The sequence below is a fragment of the Ruegeria sp. genome (genome assembly GCF_965199275.1).
In the GTDB taxonomy this organism is placed as follows: domain Bacteria; phylum Pseudomonadota; class Alphaproteobacteria; order Rhodobacterales; family Rhodobacteraceae; genus Ruegeria.
The window spans coordinates 83,881-101,309 of record NZ_CBDAQX010000023.1; the positions used below are offsets into that span (position 1 = coordinate 83,881).

A 17,429-nucleotide genomic window follows, 5' to 3' on the forward strand; every position below is an offset into this window, starting at 1 on the left:
CGGCGGGGAGGGTCAACCAGATTCGGACAGATTTTTGAAAGTTTTTTGAACCACGTCGCTCGGACCCTTTTCACAGCGGGTCTCGATGCAGGATGCGCGGCGATTTGATGCCTTGTTTCAAAGGGGTTCGGGCGCTACTTCTACGTCAGAGCCACGCAGCAGGAGCCATCGAATGTCAAAACTGGTCACGATCTACGGAGGGTCAGGGTTTGTCGGGCGCTACATCGCGCGCCGTATGGCGGCCAAAGGATGGCGTGTCAGAGTCGCCGTTCGACGCCCGAATGAGGCCATGTTCGTGAAACCTTATGGCGTTGTGGGTCAGGTTGAACCGGTTTTTTGCAACATCCGGGATGACGCCTCGGTGCAGTTGGCCATGCAAGGCGCGGATGCGGTTGTGAATTGCGTGGGTGTCCTGAACGAACTGGGCAAGAACGGGTTTGATGCGGTGCAGGCCGAAGGGGCCGAGCGCATCGCGCGTCTGGCATCCGAGAATGGCGTGGAGCGGATGGTTCATATTTCGGCCATTGGGGCGGATGCCGAGTCGGCCAGCGCCTATTCCCGCACCAAAGCGGCGGGCGAGGCCGGGGTTCTGGCTCATATGCCTGATGCCGTGATCCTGCGCCCCTCGATTATTTTTGGGACCGAGGATCAGTTCTTCAACCGGTTCGCCGCGATGACGCGGCTCGGGCCGTTTTTGCCTCTGGTTGGGGCCGAGACGCGGTTTCAGCCCGTCTATGTGGATGATGTAGCCGACGCGGCCGAGCAGGGTGTCTTGGGGAAAGCGGCCTCGGGCATTTATGAGCTGGGCGGCCCTGAGGTGAAAACCTTCCGGGCTTTGATGCAGCAAATGCTGGAAGTTATTCATCGGCGCCGTGTGATTCTGGGGGTGCCGTTCTTTGCCGCAAAGATCATGGCCGGCGTGTTGGACATCTTGAAGTTCGTCAGCTTCCAGCTGTTCTCGAACCCGATCCTGACGCGGGATCAGCTCAAGAACCTTCGACAGGACAATGTAGTTGGTGACAGCGCCAAGGGCTTTGCGGATCTGGGTATCGTGCCCACCACGCTGGACGCAGTTCTGCCCGAATACCTGTGGAAGTTCCGCCCATCGGGTCAGTACGACGACATTCAGAACTCGGCCAAGAATTTGCGGACCTGATCAGCTATAGGCGATCACCAGCAGGATCGCGCCCAGAATGACGCGATAGATGACATAGGGCGTGAAGCTGACACTACGCAGCAGGCGCATCATCAGGCTGAGGGCCAGCAGGGCTGACACAAAGGCAAAGAGGGCGGCGATCGCTCCGTCTTTGGCCAGTTGCGCGTCGGCCTGGTGGGCTACGTCAAGGGATAGCAACACGCCCGAGGCGATGATGGTCGGGATCGACATCAGCATGGCGAGGCGCGCGCCTTCTTCCCGTGTATAGCCCAGATGCCGTGCCCCGGTGATGGTGATGCCCGACCGGGATGTGCCGGGAATCAGAGCGATGGCCTGCCAAAGCCCCATGATGGCCGCGTCACGCAGGCCCCAATCGGTCGCGATCTTGGTCTGGGGGCCTTTCTGGTCCATCCAATATAGCAGCAGCCCAAACAGCAGCATGGTCCAACCGATTGAGGCTATGGATCGCAGTGCGTCGGTCAGGCCGGTCAGGTAAAGGACCAACCCAGCGAGGACAGTTGGAATCGTTGCCACGATCAGGCCTAGCGCCAGCCGGGCCTGTGCTGTGTCAATGCGCCCCGTCAGCGCCGCAGGCAGCCCGCGGATCGCCTGTTTGACGTCGGACCAGAAGTACAGAACAACCGCGCCCAGCGTGCCCACATGAACTGCCACGTCGATGGTTTGGCCCTGATCCTGCATCCCGGTCAGGTTGGGCAGCAAGATCAGATGGCCGGACGAGGAGACAGGCAGAAATTCAGTAAGCCCCTGAATGATCGCCACGAGAATCAAGTGAAAGAGACTCATTTACCCTGCCGCACTGCAATCAATTTGCTTTGGGTTTATGGGTATTCTGGTGGTGTCGAAAAGGAAAGATGATAGATAGGTCCGTATCGGACATAAAAAAAGCAGAAAAAAGGAAAGAATTTGCACGCCAGCATATATTTTTCTCAAATAGATCAGTAGATATGACTTTTCATATCCGAGGCGATCTCCTGACTTCCGACCTTTTTGTTGATCTGACTGGGTTTTTGGTTTGTTTTCAGGTGTGGTTGCTCAGAGGCGCGTTGTAGTGCCCCATTATTATAAAAAGTATTGACATGGGCCTTCAGATGGCTAACCTCTTCGCCCATGTTCATCCGCACCAAACATGACGCAAAGCTCAACCGCACACGGATCCAGATCGTTGAATCCGTCCGCACCGGCTCCAAGGTACGCCAGAAGATCCTGCGCCATGTGGGTGTGGCCCATAACGACAGCGAGATTGAGGATATCAAGCGTCTGGCGGGCCGCTTGATGGAGCAATTACGCATTGATCGCTCGCCGCAAATGGAACTGTTCACGCCCACGGAATATGCCGATCTGCAGGCGCTGGTGCGCCGCGCTCCGCGGCCGGACAAGCTTGGCGTTGATCTTGCCGAGTGCCGTGAGGAGGCGCGGGTCTCTCTGGGTCTGCGGGATGTCATGGGGACGATGTATGACCAACTGGGTTGGGGGGCCCTTCTGGGGGCGGCGCGTAAAAGTGCCAATCGCATTGTGAAAGAGCTGGTTATGGCGCGGATCGCACAGCCCGAGAGCAAGCGCGCGACCGTGGAGGCGTTGGAGAACCAGGCAGGCATCACGCTCAATCTGGACGTGGTCTATCGGAGCATGGATTACATCAATACGCCGGTGATAGACGGGATTTGCAAAACCTCTCACGCGGCGGCAGAGAAGTTGCTGGGCGGGCCAGTGACCGTGCTGTTCTACGATTGCACGACCCTGGCCTTTGACACCGAGCGCGAGGACCCGGCCGAGGATGCGGACGGGGTCGAGCAGGATCATCTTCTGGCCAAGGGCTTCAGCAAGGATGGCAAGCATCACCGCGCTCAGGTCATGCTGGCGCTGATCGTCACCTCCGATGGGCTGCCTGTGGGCTATGAACTCTTCCCGGGAAACACCTGGGAAGGTCATACGCTGGAAGCTGCGCTGAAGGCGTTGGAGGGACGCTTCGACGTGGCCAGGGTCACGTTCGTGGCCGATGCCGCCATGCTCAGCAAGGACAACCAGCAGATGTTGCAGAACAAGGGTCTGCCCTACATCCTCGGCTATCGCATGAAGTCCGCCCCGGCCGCCGTGAAGGCGAACATTTTGAGCCCGGAGGGACGCCAGCCTTGGGCTGGACACGGTTCTGAAGAGGCAACCGAGAAGGGCTGGTACAAGGTGATCGACCAGGAGGGAGCGCGGGTCATTGTGACCTGGTCACCCACCCGGGCACGCAATGATGCCCACAAGCGCGACAAGGCAATCGAAAAGCTGCACAAGAAGCTCAAGCGCTCTCGCAAACCCGGCAGCTTCAGCAGCCGGGGATATGGCCGCTTCCTGGCCTTCCCCGACAGCGGGGACGTCACGCTGGATGATGCAAAGATCAAGGCAGCGGCACAATGGGACGGGCTGCATGCCATTGTTGTTCATGGTGCGGACGAACTGGAGGCACAGGACGTCATTGCCCGCTATCACCAGTTGTGGGAGATCGAAGCCTGCTTCCGCACCAACAAGCACGATCTGAAAATCCGGCCCATCTATCACTGGTCGCCGCGTCGGGTCCGGGCCCATATCGCCATCTGCTACATGGCCTTCTGCTGCCTGCAGCACCTGCGCAAGCATCTGGACCTGCTCGGACACCCGATGAGCCCGGCTCGTATCCGCAACGAGTTGAACGCATTGCAGCTCTCGATCCTGCGCCACAAAGGCACCCCTGACCGCTACGGCATGCCAAGCCATGCCACGGTCGATGCCAGACGCATCCTCACCTGCGTCGGCCTGACCTGGAACGAAGCCCCTTTCAAGATACCCCCCGGGCGCACCCGAAAAACTGGCCAGACCAAAGCCTGAGCTCCCTCAACACTCCGAAACAATCGCTGGCGAAAAAAGTCCGTGTAGTGCCTTTTGGCAACCAAGGCATAATAATATCAATGACTTATACGAAAAAATGTCGGAAGTCAGGAAATTCAGTAAGCCCCTGAATGATCGCCACGAGAATCAAGTGAAAGAGACTCATTTACCCTGCCGCACTGCAATCAATTTGCTTTGGGTTTATGGGTATTCTGGTGGTGTCGAAAAGGAAAGATGATAGATAGGTCCGTATCGGACATAAAAAAAGCAGAAAAAAGGAAAGAATTTGCACGCCAGCATATATTTTTCTCAAATAGATCAGTAGATATGACTTTTCATATCCGAGGCGATCTCATAAAGAGATGCTTCCTAGCCAATTCATGGAGTCGGACCCGTGGCAAAGCAACCGATGTTGAAATTTGTGCAGATTGAACGTGTCAAGCCTGAAAAGCGTGCCGCCGATGACCGCAAAGAAGACTTTGACGAAATCTACGCGGAATTCGCATCGGCCAAGGCTGAAGAGCAAGCCAGTCGCTGCAGCCAATGTGGTGTGCCCTATTGCCAGTCGCATTGCCCGCTGCACAACAACATCCCCGACTGGCTGCGTCTGACGGCGACAGGTCGTCTGGAAGAGGCCTACGCGACAAGCCAAGCCACCAACACATTTCCCGAGATCTGTGGCCGAATCTGCCCTCAGGATCGCTTGTGCGAGGGCAATTGTGTGATTGAACAGTCTGGCCACGGTACAGTCACCATCGGGACGATTGAAAAATACATCACTGACACCGCATGGGACAAAGGCTGGGTGAAGCCCGTCGTTCCGACCTCTGAACGCAGCGAAAGTGTGGGCATCATCGGCGGAGGCCCGGGTGGCCTGGCGGCAGCCGACATGCTGCGCCGTGCCGGTATCCAAGTCACAGTCTATGACCGCTATGACCGTGCGGGCGGCCTGTTGATGTACGGTATCCCTGGCTTCAAGCTCGAGAAAGACATCGTCCAGCGCCGCAATGACCTGTTGGCCGAAGGCGGGGTGGAGTTCGTTCTGAACTGCGACGTGGACGCCGCCAAATTTGACGAAATTCGCGCCAAGCATGACGCCGTGATCATCGCAACCGGCGTTTACAAGTCGCGCGACCTCTCCATGCCGGGCAGCGGATTGACGGGTATCGAGAAAGCGATCGACTTCTTAACCGCCTCGAACCGCAAAAGCTTTGGGGACGCGGTTGAAGATTTCGACAATGGTCGCCTGAACGCCGAGGGCAAGAAGGTTGTCGTGATCGGTGGTGGCGACACAGCGATGGATTGTGTGCGCACCTCGATCCGTCAGGGCGCGACCTCGGTCAAATGTCTGTACCGCCGTGACCGCGCCAACATGCCGGGCTCGCAGCGTGAAACGCAGAACGCCGAGGAAGAAGGCGTGGTGTTCGAATGGCTCAGCGCGCCAAAAGGTTTTGTCGGTGATGACAAAGTCTCCGGCGTGATGGTGCAGAAGATGCGTCTGGGACAGCCGGATGCGTCGGGCCGTCAGGCCCCCGAGGTGATCGAAGGTGCTGACTATGTCGAGGACGCCGATCTGGTGATCAAGGCGCTGGGTTTTGAGCCCGAAGACTTGCCCACGTTGTTCGGTCAGTCCGATCTGCCGGTCACGCGCTGGGGCACCATCAAAGCGGCCTTCCAGACCGGTGAGACCGAGATGGATGGCGTCTACGCCATTGGTGACATCGTGCGCGGCGCTTCTCTGGTCGTCTGGGCGATCCGGGATGGCCGTGATTGTGCCGATGCCATCATCGAGCGGTTCAATGCCAAGGCGGTGGTCGCAGCTGAATAACTGCCATCGTCGAAGTTCAACATTTTCCCAAAGGGATACGCGTTCGATCCAGAACGCCAGCCAAAGACCAAAACCAGGGATCCGGCAAACCGTGCCCCCTTGGAAGCAGGAGACAGCGAATGACCAAATTTGACGCCGATTGGGTGCGCGCCGAGGAAACCAAGCGCAAGTGGATGGCGGAAAACGGTCTTTATTCCGAAGAGGAAGAGCATTCCTCATGCGGTGTGGGCCTTGTGGTGTCCGTCGATGGTAAGCCTTCGCGCAAGGTTGTTGATGCGGGGATCGACGCGCTCAAAGCGATCTGGCATCGAGGCGCTGTCGATGCGGATGGCAAGACAGGTGACGGCGCGGGTATCCATGTTCAGATCCCGGTTCCATTCTTCTACGACCAAATCCGCCGTACCGGCCATGAACCCAATCTGGATGAGCTGATCGCCGTTGGTCAGGTCTTCCTGCCTCGCACCGATTTCGGCGCACAGGAAAGCTGCCGGACCATCGTAGAAACCGAAGTTTTGCGAATGGGTTACTACATCTACGGATGGCGTCATGTGCCGGTTGATGTCACCTGTCTGGGCGACAAGGCCAACGCGACCCGTCCTGAGATTGAGCAAATCCTGATCTCGAACTCGAAAGGCGTTGACGAAGAGACTTTTGAGCGTGAGCTTTATGTGATCCGTCGTCGCATCGAAAAAGCGGCTGCGGCTGCAGGGATTTCCGGCCTTTATCTGGCGTCGCTCTCCTGCCGCTCGATCATCTACAAGGGCATGATGCTGGCCGAACAGGTTGCCGTCTTCTACCCCGACTTGATGGACGAACGCTTTGAGTCGGCGTTTGCGATCTATCACCAGCGCTATTCGACCAACACCTTCCCGCAATGGTGGCTGGCCCAGCCGTTCCGGATGCTGGCGCATAACGGTGAGATCAACACGCTGAAGGGCAACATCAACTGGATGAAAAGCCATGAGATCCGCATGGCGTCCTCGACCTTTGGTGACTATGCCGAAGACATCAAGCCGATCATCGCAGGTGGATCGTCGGATTCGGCCGCATTAGACTCAGTTTTTGAGGTTCTGGTGCGCGCGGGCCGCTCGGCGCCCATGGCGAAAACCATGCTGGTTCCGGAAAGCTGGTCCAAGCAGGCGGTCGAGCTGCCGCAGGCGTGGCGCGACATGTATTCCTACTGCAACTCGGTGATGGAACCATGGGATGGCCCTGCTGCTCTGGCCATGACCGATGGCCGCTGGGTCTGTGCCGGTCTCGACCGGAATGGTCTGCGCCCGATGCGCTATGTGGTGACGGGTGACGGTCTGGTCATCGCGGGCTCTGAGGCCGGAATGGTGCCGATTGATGAGGCCTCCGTGACTGAAAAAGGCGCTCTGGGTCCGGGTCAGATGCTGGCTGTCGACATGAAGCGCGGCAAGCTCTACCGTGACAAACAGATCAAGGACAAATTGGCCCGCGCCCTGCCGTTTGGTGAGTGGGTCAACAAGATCAACGATCTGGATGACGCGTTGGCCGGCGTGACCGAGACCGCCAAATTCCGCGGAGAAGAGCTGCGCAAGCGTCAGATCGCGGCTGGCTACTCGATCGAAGAGCTGGAGCAGATCCTCGCGCCGATGGCCGAGGACGGTAAGGAATCGCTCGCCTCTATGGGGGATGACACGCCCTCGGCTGTGCTATCCAAGCAGTACCGCCCGCTGAGCCATTTCTTCCGCCAGAACTTTAGCCAGGTGACAAACCCGCCCATCGACAGCCTGCGGGAATACCGTGTGATGTCGCTGAAAACCCGGTTCGGTAACCTGAAAAACGTGCTGGACGAAGACAGCAGCCAAACTGAAATCGTGGTGCTGGGCAGCCCCTTTGTTGGCAACGCGCAGTGGGACAAATTGGTTGAGACCTTTGGCTCTCCTCTGGCCGAAATCGACTGCAGCTTTGAGCCCGGTCGTGGCGCGCTGAGCGCCGCGTTGGCCCGTGTTAGAGCCGAAGCAGAGGAGGCTGTGCGCTCGGGCGCGGGGCATCTGGTGCTGTCCGACATGAACTCGGGCGAGGGCCGTGTGGCCATGCCGATGATCCTGGCGACCAGCGCGGTGCATTCGCATCTGACGCGGCAAGGGCTTCGGACCTTCTGCTCGCTGAACGTGCGCTCGGCTGAATGTGTTGATCCGCACTACTTTGCGGTTCTGATCGGCTGTGGTGCGACCGTGGTGAACGCATATCTGGCCGAGGATTCGCTGGCCGATCGGATCGACCGTGGTCTGCTGGAAGGCACGCTGACCGAGAACGTTGCCCGCTATCGTGAAGCGATTGACCAAGGTCTTCTGAAGATCATGGCCAAGATGGGGATTTCGGTGATCTCATCCTATCGCGGCGGTCTGAACTTTGAGGCCGTGGGTCTTAGCCGTGCCATGGTTGCCGAATACTTCCCCGGTATGACCAGCCGGATTTCTGGTATCGGTGTCACCGGTATTCAGGCCAAGGTCGAGGAAATCCATGCCAAGGCATGGGACAACGGCTTGGACGTGCTGCCCATCGGTGGGTTCTACAAAGCCCGGCAATCGGGCGAGACCCATGCTTGGGAGGCGACCTCAATGCACATGATGCAGATGGCGTGCAACAAGGCGTCCTACGAACTGTGGAAGCAGTATTCGGCCAAGATGCAGTCGAACCCGCCAATCCATCTGCGTGATCTGATGGATTTCAAACCGCTGGGCAAGCCAGTGCCGATTGAAGAGGTCGAATCGATCACCTCGATCCGGAAGCGTTTTGTTACGCCGGGCATGTCGCTGGGCGCGCTGAGCCCTGAGGCGCATAAGACGTTGAACGTGGCGATGAACCGGATCGGTGCAAAGTCTGACTCGGGTGAAGGTGGTGAAGACCCGGCGCATTTCGTGCCCGAGCCGAATGGTGACAACCCGTCAGCCAAGATCAAACAGGTGGCCTCGGGCCGGTTCGGTGTGACTGCCGAGTACCTGAACCAGTGTGAAGAGCTTGAGATTAAGGTGGCTCAGGGTGCGAAACCGGGTGAGGGTGGTCAGCTGCCGGGCATGAAGGTTACCGACCTGATCGCGCGTCTGCGGCACTCGACCAAAGGTGTGACGCTGATTTCGCCGCCGCCGCACCACGACATCTACTCGATCGAGGATCTGGCGCAGCTGATCTATGATCTCAAGCAGATCAACCCGCGCTGCAAAGTGACGGTCAAGCTGGTGGCGTCCTCGGGCGTGGGTACGATTGCTGCCGGTGTGGCCAAGGCGAAAGCGGATATCATCCTGATTTCGGGCCACAATGGCGGCACGGGCGCATCGCCTGCGACCTCGATCAAATATGCCGGTCTTCCGTGGGAGATGGGCCTGACCGAGGCGCATCAGGTTCTGGCGATGAACAACCTGCGCGACCGTGTGACCCTGCGGACCGATGGTGGCCTACGGACCGGTCGTGACATCGTCATGGCTGCGATGATGGGGGCCGAGGAATACGGTATCGGCACCGCAGCGCTTATTGCGATGGGCTGTATCATGGTACGCCAGTGCCAGTCGAACACCTGCCCGGTTGGCGTGTGTACGCAAGACGAAAGCCTGCGCGCCAAGTTCACCGGCAGCGCCGATAAGGTCGTCAACCTGATCACCTTCTACGCGCAGGAAGTGCGTGAGCTGCTGGCCAGCCTCGGTGCGCGTTCGATTGATGAGATCATCGGTCGGGCCGATCTGCTGGATCAGGTCAGCCGTGGCTCGGCGCATCTGGACGATCTGGACCTGAACCCGCTGCTGATCACAGTCGATGGCGCACATGACATCGTCTACAACCGCGACAAGGACCGCAACGCGGTGCCTGATACGCTGGACGCCGAGATCGTGCGCGACGCGGCGCGGTTCCTGAAAGACGGTGAAAAGATGCAGCTGTCTTACGCGATCCAGAACACGCACCGGACCGTGGGTACACGCGTCTCCAGCCATATCGTTCAGAACTTCGGCATGCGGAACACGTTCCAGGACGACCATCTGCATGTAAAGCTGCAAGGCTCGGCCGGTCAGTCGCTGGGGGCCTTTGCGGCTCCGGGCATGAAGCTGGAAGTGTCGGGCGATGCCAACGACTATGTCGGCAAAGGTCTGTCAGGGGGGATGATTGTTGTCCGCCCACCGCAGGTCAGCCCGCTGAAGGCAGATGACAACACGATCATCGGCAACACCGTTCTCTACGGCGCAACTGACGGGCAGCTGTTTGCCGCTGGTCGCGCAGGTGAGCGGTTTGCGGTGCGGAACTCGGGCGCCAAAGTGGTGATTGAGGGCTGTGGCTCGAACGGGTGTGAATACATGACCGGTGGTGTCGCTGTGATCCTGGGTGATATCGGGGCCAACTTTGGCGCGGGTATGACCGGCGGCATGGCTTATCTGTATGACCCGGAGGGTAAGGCGCAGGCGTTGATGAACATGGAAACGCTAGTGACATGCACGGTGACCGTCGACCATTGGGAAGATCAGTTGAAATCCCTGATCGAGCGTCACGCGGCAGAAACTTTCAGCCGGAAGGCCTCGGACATCCTGCAGCATTGGGACGTGGAAAAGGCGAACTTCCTGCAGGTCTGCCCGAAAGAGATGCTGAACAAGCTCAGCCATCCTCTGACAAACGAAGTGGCTGCTGTTCCGGCCGAATAAGTCGGGTGCAGAGATAAATAAGAAGAACCCGCGTTTCTGAGGTGGAACGCGGGTCTTTTTTATTTCGCGGCGGACACAGTCGCGCGGTCCAATCCGCCGATCCGGAATTCCGCCGTTCCCAAGACCGGCGCGGCGGCGTATAGCAAAACCATGGCAAAGAAAGCAGCCCGCAAGAAAAGCGGCAGAAAAAGTAAAGCAGGCAAGGGGCAAAAGTCACGGTCGCTCTGGTCCCGTATCCGGCGATGGATGATCTATTCCGCGCTGGGCGTTGCGGCGTTTCTGGTGGCTTTGGTGGTTCTGTACTCGGTCGTGAACCCTCCGATCACGCATACGATCTGGTCTGAATGGCGTCGCCTAGGAAAGGTCGAGCGCGAGTGGGTCACGATGGATGAGATCGCTCCAATCATGGCGCGTTCGGTCGTGGCGGCTGAAGATGCGAATTTCTGTCTGCACTGGGGTTTTGACGTCGAAGCCATTCGCGACGCTTTGGAGGGGGGTGGGACCCGAGGGGCCTCGACCATTACGCAGCAGGTGGTGAAGAATGTCTTTCTGTGGCAGGGGCGCAGCTGGGTGCGCAAGGCGATGGAAACCACGATCACGCCTGTGGTTGAGATTTTCTGGAGCAAACAGCGCATTCTTGAGGTCTATCTAAACGTCGCGGAAACCGGGACGGGCCTGTTTGGGGTTGAGGCTGCGGCGCAGCGGAACTTTGGCGTCAGCGCGGCGCAACTGACCCCGACGCAGGCGGCGCGGCTTGCAGCGATTCTGCCCTCACCCCGCAAACGCTCGGTGACGGACCCGTCGGTTTTCACCCGCAGGCGGGCGGCGGCCATCCTGCAAGGGGCGGCTACCATCCGCGCAGATGGTCGCGCGGATTGTTTCGAGGATTGAATCCCACGCCCTGCCAAGGCTAAAGCTGAAGGGTACTCATTGGTTTGATTGGAAGTCCATGGCGCGTTTGTTTCACGTTCCCCTCTCTCCCTACTGTCGCAAGGTTCGGCTGTCTCTGGCCGAGAAGAAGATCGAAGTTGAGTTGGTCGAAGAGCGGTATTGGGAGCAAGATCCGGATTTCCTGCGTCGAAACCCGGCTGGAAAAGTGCCGGTGTTGCGGTTGGACGGGCAGATCATGTCCGAAAGCGCGGCGATTTGTGAGTATATCGAGGACACGCGCCCAGAACCGCTCTTGATGCCCAAGTCCGCCGAGGCGCGGTACGAGGTGCGTCGCTTGGTGGGCTGGTTCGATGACAAGTTTCATCATGAGGTGACCTCGAAACTTCTTTATGAGCGGGTCAATAAGAAGATGACCGGACAGGGCTATCCGGACAGTAAGAACGTCAAGGAAGGCGCGCGGGCGATCAAGTACCACTTGGACTACATGGCGTGGTTGCTGGATCATCGTCGCTGGTTGGCCGGGGATCAGATGACACTTGCGGATTTCGCAGCCGCGGCGCATTTGTCCGCGCTGGACTATATCTCGGACGTGGATTGGAATCGCAGCGCGGCGGTGAAGGATTGGTACGCCAAGATCAAATCGCGGCCGGCGTTCCGGTCGATTCTGGCGGATCAGGTGCCGGGATTTCGGCCTCCGCCCCATTACGCCGATCTGGATTTCTGATAGGGTGGCAAAGGGGGGCTGTCTGCCCCCCATCGCGCCAGAGGCGCGATTCCCCCCGAGGGTATTTTTAGCCAGATGAAGAGCGGATCGGGTTTAAAGGACAAACTGGTGGCGCAGGCTTTGGCCGAGGGGTTTGTCTCATGCCGGGTGTGTCGGCCATGGGATGTGCCACAGGTGCCTGCTCGGTTGGACGCCTTTTTGGAGGCGGGGTATCACGGGCAGATGGGCTGGATGGCGGAGCGCACGCATTGGCGTGGGGATCCGGCGGCCCTTTGGCCCGAGGCTCGATCGGTTATCATGCTCGCCGAAAGCTACACACCCGAGCATGATCCGACCGAGGTTTTGGCCTATCCCGAACGCGGGGCGATTTCTGTCTATGCGCAGAACAAGGACTACCACGATCTGGTCAAGAAGCGGCTAAAGCGGTTGGCCCGTTGGCTGATTTCTGAGTCGGGTGGTGAGGTGAAGGTGTTCGTTGACACGGCTCCGGTTCCCGAGAAGGCCTTGGGCCATGCAGCCGGGTTGGGATGGCAGGGTAAACACACCAATCTGGTCAGTCGGGATTGGGGCAATTGGTGTTTTATAGGCTCTGTTTTTACGACTTTGGATCTTCCGGCGGATATGGCAGAAGTTGACCATTGCGGATCATGTCGTGCCTGTTTGGACAGTTGTCCGACGGATGCCTTTCCCGCGCCGTATCAGCTGGATGCGCGCCGGTGCATCTCCTACCTGACGATTGAGCACAAAGGCCCGGTTGAGGAAGAACTGCGTGGCAAGATGGGCAATCGGATTTACGGCTGCGACGATTGTCTGGCTGCGTGCCCTTGGAACAAGTTTGCAGTGGCGGCCAGCGACATTCGATATGCGGCGCGAGATGATCTGAAGGCTCCGGCCCTGGCTGATCTGGCGGTGTTGGATGATGCCGCGTTTCGGGCAAAATTCTCGGGCTCTCCGATCAAGCGGATCGGGCGAGACCGGTTCGTGCGCAATGTTCTCTATGCCATTGGCAACTCGGGTCGGGCCGAATTGCGGGCTGTGGCGCAGGGCTTGGCGGATGATCCCGATCCGACTGTGGCCGATGCCGCGCGCTGGGCGGTGGAACAGCTAGGTTAAATGCCGCAAATAGGCTGGACGTGTCGGTCCAAACCGCTACACCCATCTGCAGCGAACAGATGGAGGACCCGATGGCGCTGGCTTTGGGGGTAGATACGGGCGGGACCTATACCGATGCGGTGTTGATCCGGGATGAGCGTGAGGTGATCGCCTCGGCCAAGTCCCTGACCACGCGGGCGGACCTGGCGATTGGGGTGGGTAAGGCGATCTCTGCCGTTTTGGACGAGGCGCAGGTGACGCCGGATCAGATCTCGATGGCGTCTCTGTCGACGACGCTGGCCACCAATGCTCTGGTCGAGGGGCAGGGTGGTCGCGTGGCCTTGATCTATATCGGGTTCAAGGAAAGCGATCTTGAGAAGCATGGTCTGAGGGATGCTTTGAAAGGCGATCCGGCGCTTGTCGTGGCAGGTGGACACAGCCATGCGGGCGGTGAGGTCACAAAGCTGGATGTTGAAGCCTTAGAGGCGTTCTTAGACTCTAACACAGGGGTTTCCGGCTTTGCCGTGGCGGCTCAGTTCGCAACGCGCAACCCGACGCATGAGCTGGAAGCGGCGCGGATCATAACCGAAAAGACCGGAGCGCCGGTTACCTGCTCGCACCAATTGTCCGCCAAGTTGAACGGGCCAAAGCGCGCCGTCACTGCCGTTTTGAATGCACGGTTGATCGGGATGATTGATCGCCTGATCGGGCGGGCTCAGGATCAGTTGCTGGCTTTGGACATTACCGCTCCGATGATGGTCGTGCGCGGGGATGGCGCGTTGATGAGCGCGGAACAGGCGCGGGAGCGGCCGATTGAAACGATTCTGAGTGGTCCTGCCGCCTCGATCGTTGGGGCGCGGTGGTTGACGGGGGCCGAGAACGCTCTGGTCTCGGATATTGGCGGTACGACGACGGATGTGGCGCTGATCCGCGATGGGAAACCCGCGATTGATCCAGCGGGCGCGCAGGTTGGTGGGTTCCGCACAATGGTTGAGGCCGTCGCCATGCGGACTCACGGGTTGGGTGGCGACAGCCAGGTTCATGTCATGACCGAAGGGTTGAAGGGCGGCGTTTTCCTTGGGCCGCGACGGGTGCTGCCGGTTTCACTGATCGCGTCCGAGGCGCCCGAAGTGGTGCATGCGATACTCGACGAGCAGCTGCGCTCAACCACGGTGGGCGAGCATGACACACGGTTCGCACGCCGCGTTCCGGGGGTGCATGCCGATGGGATCGGCGTGCGGGAAGAGGCGTTGCTGGACCGGCTGGGTGATCAGGTCCTGCCTCTCAGTGGACTATTGCGGACGCGGATGGAGAATGGCGCGCTGACCCGGCTGGTGGATCGCGGAATCCTACAGGTTTCGGGGATAACACCGTCTGACGCCAGCCATGTTCTGGGCCGGGTTGAGGCCTGGGACGCAGATGCCGCACGCAAGGCGCTGGAACTGGTGGCGCGCAAACGGGTTGGGTCGGGTGACATGCTGGCGGCATCACCAGCACAACTGGCTAAGATGATCATCGACCAACTGACCGAACAGACCAGTTTGACCTTGTTAGAGACTGCTTTTGCCGAAGAAACCGAAGATTTCGGTCTGCCGTCGAAAGAGCTTGCCCGGCATGTCCTGACCCAACGTGGATTGGCGCAGCACCGAGGGTTGCTGGCGCTGGACGCGGCGTTGAATGTGGATGTGGTGGGATTGGGTGCCTCGGCCCCAAGCTATTATCCGGCCGTTGGGGAGCGGCTGCGCTGCAAAATGGTTCTGCCCGAACATGCAGGCGTGGCCAACGCCATCGGGGCGGTGGTCGGGCGGCTGACTCTGCGGCGGTCGGGAACCATTACCTCGCCTGCCGAAGGGCAGTACCGTGTTCATCTGGAGGACGGCCCGAAGGACTTCAACGCCTCGGATGAGGCTTTGGCGTTGCTGGAAAAGATCCTCCGAGATGAGACGGAAGGGGCCGTGCGCGAGGCGGGTGCTGAAGATATCCGAGTGGTTGTCGACCGCGATATCCGAACCGCCCGCGTGGAAGAGCGCGAAGTGTTTGTCGAGGCGATGTTGACCGTCGATGTCAATCGGCATTGAATAATGACCCCCCATCGGCGTCCAAATTTGACCCCCCTTGGAGCTAAGAGGGGCGTTGAGGGGGTCGTGTTTAGGTTGATTCAGGAGGGGGTGGACAGCAGGTCAAACCGAAAAGAGAGCGTAGCTCGACTGAAGGTTTGACCTGCTGTCTGTTTTGAATTTATTCCCCGATTTCGAGGTTAGTCGCGGTGGTTAATTCGCCAGCTTTCGTTCCCGGTTTCGATGATATCGCAATGGTGTGTCAGTCGATCCAGGAGAGCAGTGGTCATTTTGGCATCTGTGAACACACTCGGCCATTCAGCAAATGCGAGGTTGGTTGTTAGCAGAATAGACGTTCGCTCGTACAGTTTGCTGTAAGCGTAACGAGGCACACACATGGCATTTCAGCTTGACTTTTGAAAGTTCCATGGCAGGAGCTCGTCGATACGGCTTTGGGGGTGACCGGCTGCTATTTTTTGGAGCGTTGAGGTCAGATATGCATTGGGTTCCACGCCGTTCAACTTCGCGGTCTGTATCAGAGATGCGATACGGCCCCAACTGGCGCCGCCTTCATCATGACCCGCAAACAGTGCGTTTTTCCGCCCAAGGGCAATTGGTCTTTGGAGATTTTCGACGTTGTTGGAGTCGATCTCAACCCGGCCGTCACTGAGAAAGACCTGCAAGCCGTCCCAATGTTTGTGAATGTAGTTGAGCTTTTCACCAAGTCTGGATTTTTTAGAGACCTGCAGGCGCTGCTCCTGAAGCCAGGTGCCGAACTCGGCAACCAAGGGCGCGGTTTGTGTCTGGCGCGCAGACAGGCGCTGTTCGGGTGGAAGGCCCCGAATTTCAGTTTCAATTGCGTAAAATTCGGCAATCCGACGCAAGCCCTCTGCTGCGATCCCGGACTTGTCGCGGTCAAAGACCTCCTTCAGTTTGCGGCGAGCGTGGCTCCAACAATAGGCGGCTCGGATCGGAGAGCCCCCTTTCCGCGTTGGCCGCATCAACCGATTATACCCCTGATACCCATCCAACTGCAGAACACCGTTGAACCCCTTGAGAAACTTCTCTGCGTTTTCGCCAGCCCGACCGGGTGCATAGAAATAAACAACCCCTGGTGGTGCATCGCCCCTCCAGGATCGGTCGTCACGTGCCAACGTCCAGAAATAACCGGTTTTCGTTTTACCCTCTCCCGGATCGAGGACTGGGACCGTGGTTTCATCCATGAACAGTTTGGTCGAAGACTTCAGGTGTTCCGCCAGCCGCTCAACAACCGGCTTGAGGTGGAACGCGGCCTTTCCGACCCAGCCCGCGAGCGTGGCGCGATGAATGTCGATGCCAGAGCGCACAAGTATCTGCGATTGACGGTACAGAGGAAGGTGGTCTGCATACTTGCTGACCAACACGTGCGCGATGGCCGCTTCGGTCGGAAGTCCGCCCTCGATCAGCCACGATGGTCCCGGTGCTTGTTTCACGCCTCCAGCACATGACCGGCAGGCATATTTCGGACGGACCGTTACGATCACACGCAACTGCGCGGGCACGATGTCCAGCCGTTCACTGCGATCTTCACCAATCTTATGCATCGCGCCGCATCCGCACGGACATTCAACACTGTCAGGTTCGATCACCTGTTCGATCCGCGGCAGATCTTCAGGCAGATTGCCGATATTGCGCTCAGGCGCTTTCCTGGGCTTTGCCTTTTTCTCTTTGTCACAGGATTGAGTGGCTGCCTCGCTTGAGGCCTCCGCCTCGCTGAGCGCAACTTCAAGATCTTCGGCCCCGAGATTACGCTCGTCCTGAGTTAGTTTTTCCGATTTCTTGCCGTAAAGCGCCCGCTTCAATTCCGCAATCAGGCTTTCATAACGAAGGATCAAAGCGTTTTGCTCTGCAATCTGTTGGTCTTGACCCGTTATCTGCCGATCTTGATCCGATATTTGCTGGGCCTGATCTGCAATGTGCGCCCCCTGATCTGATATGCAGGCGCTCTGCTTGGTTGTCAGTTCCTCCAACTCGGCAACCCGACGTGCATTGTCCTCGACAAAGGCCTGAACAGCCTCTTTATGTTCGGCGGGCAGAGCATCAAGATTGAAACCATTGGAGTCGGCAGTCATACCTGCGAGCATACACAGCCCGAACTTCTAAATCCTGCCCAATCAAC

The 17,429-nt window shown here is 58.6% G+C and carries 11 protein-coding genes and 1 pseudogene; 8 read left to right on the top strand and 4 right to left on the bottom strand.

Going from position 1 to position 17,429, the window contains the following annotated elements:
• Window positions 1–172: 172 nt before the first annotated feature.
• On the top strand, window positions 173–1,156 hold the full coding sequence (locus ACOERD_RS23100; protein ID WP_419740623.1) for a complex I NDUFA9 subunit family protein: 984 nt from the start codon (window positions 173–175) through the stop codon (window positions 1,154–1,156).
• Here ACOERD_RS23100 and ACOERD_RS23105 read toward each other — a convergent pair whose 3' ends face one another.
• Together ACOERD_RS23105 and ACOERD_RS23110 are read right to left on the bottom strand one after the other, a co-directional pair.
• A complete protein-coding gene (locus ACOERD_RS23105) occupies window positions 1,157–1,960 on the bottom strand; it encodes an undecaprenyl-diphosphate phosphatase (RefSeq protein ID WP_419740624.1) in 804 nt (267 codons plus the stop codon).
• Window positions 1,961–2,112: 152 nt separating this feature from the next.
• Window positions 2,113–2,292 (bottom strand): hypothetical protein, encoded by a 180-nt coding sequence (locus ACOERD_RS23110; protein ID WP_419740625.1) that lies wholly within the window; start codon window positions 2,290–2,292, stop codon window positions 2,113–2,115.
• Between ACOERD_RS23110 and ACOERD_RS23115 the strand changes: the two genes are divergently transcribed.
• The 7 genes from ACOERD_RS23115 (at window position 2,285) to ACOERD_RS23145 (ending at window position 15,292) form a co-directional block, all read left to right on the top strand.
• On the top strand, window positions 2,285–4,027 hold the full coding sequence (locus tag ACOERD_RS23115; protein WP_419737624.1) for an IS1634 family transposase: 1,743 nt from the start codon (window positions 2,285–2,287) through the stop codon (window positions 4,025–4,027). The genes ACOERD_RS23110 and ACOERD_RS23115 overlap by 8 nt on opposite strands.
• Before the next feature lie 394 nt (window positions 4,028–4,421).
• Window positions 4,422–5,855, top strand: coding sequence for an NAD(P)-dependent oxidoreductase (locus ACOERD_RS23120; RefSeq protein ID WP_419740626.1), 1,434 nt, complete (start codon window positions 4,422–4,424; stop codon window positions 5,853–5,855).
• Between the two features lie 119 nt (window positions 5,856–5,974).
• Window positions 5,975–10,507 carry a glutamate synthase large subunit gene (gene gltB / locus ACOERD_RS23125; protein ID WP_419740627.1) on the top strand — a complete coding sequence of 1,511 codons (4,533 nt, stop codon included), beginning with the start codon at window positions 5,975–5,977 and terminating at the stop codon, window positions 10,505–10,507.
• Between the two features lie 150 nt (window positions 10,508–10,657).
• Entirely contained in the window at window positions 10,658–11,398 is a 741-nt protein-coding gene (gene mtgA / locus ACOERD_RS23130; RefSeq protein WP_419740628.1) for a monofunctional biosynthetic peptidoglycan transglycosylase, read from the top strand.
• 58 nt (window positions 11,399–11,456) lie between these two features.
• On the top strand, window positions 11,457–12,122 hold the full coding sequence (locus tag ACOERD_RS23135; RefSeq protein ID WP_419740831.1) for a glutathione S-transferase family protein: 666 nt from the start codon (window positions 11,457–11,459) through the stop codon (window positions 12,120–12,122).
• 75 nt (window positions 12,123–12,197) lie between these two features.
• Window positions 12,198–13,235 carry a tRNA epoxyqueuosine(34) reductase QueG gene (queG, locus tag ACOERD_RS23140; protein WP_419740629.1) on the top strand — a complete coding sequence of 346 codons (1,038 nt, stop codon included), beginning with the start codon at window positions 12,198–12,200 and terminating at the stop codon, window positions 13,233–13,235.
• A 71-nt stretch (window positions 13,236–13,306) separates the two neighbouring features.
• Window positions 13,307–15,292 (top strand): hydantoinase/oxoprolinase family protein, encoded by a 1,986-nt coding sequence (locus ACOERD_RS23145; protein ID WP_419740832.1) that lies wholly within the window; start codon window positions 13,307–13,309, stop codon window positions 15,290–15,292.
• 179 nt (window positions 15,293–15,471) lie between these two features.
• Here the strand turns inward: ACOERD_RS23145 and ACOERD_RS23150 are convergent.
• Window positions 15,472–15,645: pseudogene (locus ACOERD_RS23150) on the bottom strand (ATP-binding protein); the annotation flags it as partial.
• 30 nt (window positions 15,646–15,675) lie between these two features.
• Window positions 15,676–17,382, bottom strand: a complete 1,707-nt coding sequence (tnpC, locus tag ACOERD_RS23155; protein ID WP_419737621.1) for an IS66 family transposase — start codon at window positions 17,380–17,382, stop codon at window positions 15,676–15,678.
• Window positions 17,383–17,429: the final 47 nt, after the last annotated feature.

Coding starts and splice junctions, on each gene's coding strand:
- ACOERD_RS23100 (WP_419740623.1), top strand. CDS start 173: ATGTCAAAACTGGTCACGATCTACGGAGGGTCAGGGTTTGTCGGGCGC.
- ACOERD_RS23105 (WP_419740624.1), bottom strand. CDS start 1,960: ATGAGTCTCTTTCACTTGATTCTCGTGGCGATCATTCAGGGGCTTACT.
- ACOERD_RS23115 (WP_419737624.1), top strand. CDS start 2,285: ATGTTCATCCGCACCAAACATGACGCAAAGCTCAACCGCACACGGATC.
- ACOERD_RS23110 (WP_419740625.1), bottom strand. CDS start 2,292: ATGAACATGGGCGAAGAGGTTAGCCATCTGAAGGCCCATGTCAATACT.
- gltB (WP_419740627.1), top strand. CDS start 5,975: ATGACCAAATTTGACGCCGATTGGGTGCGCGCCGAGGAAACCAAGCGC.
- mtgA (WP_419740628.1), top strand. CDS start 10,658: ATGGCAAAGAAAGCAGCCCGCAAGAAAAGCGGCAGAAAAAGTAAAGCA.
- ACOERD_RS23135 (WP_419740831.1), top strand. CDS start 11,457: ATGGCGCGTTTGTTTCACGTTCCCCTCTCTCCCTACTGTCGCAAGGTT.
- queG (WP_419740629.1), top strand. CDS start 12,198: ATGAAGAGCGGATCGGGTTTAAAGGACAAACTGGTGGCGCAGGCTTTG.
- ACOERD_RS23145 (WP_419740832.1), top strand. CDS start 13,307: ATGGCGCTGGCTTTGGGGGTAGATACGGGCGGGACCTATACCGATGCG.
- tnpC (WP_419737621.1), bottom strand. CDS start 17,382: ATGACTGCCGACTCCAATGGTTTCAATCTTGATGCTCTGCCCGCCGAA.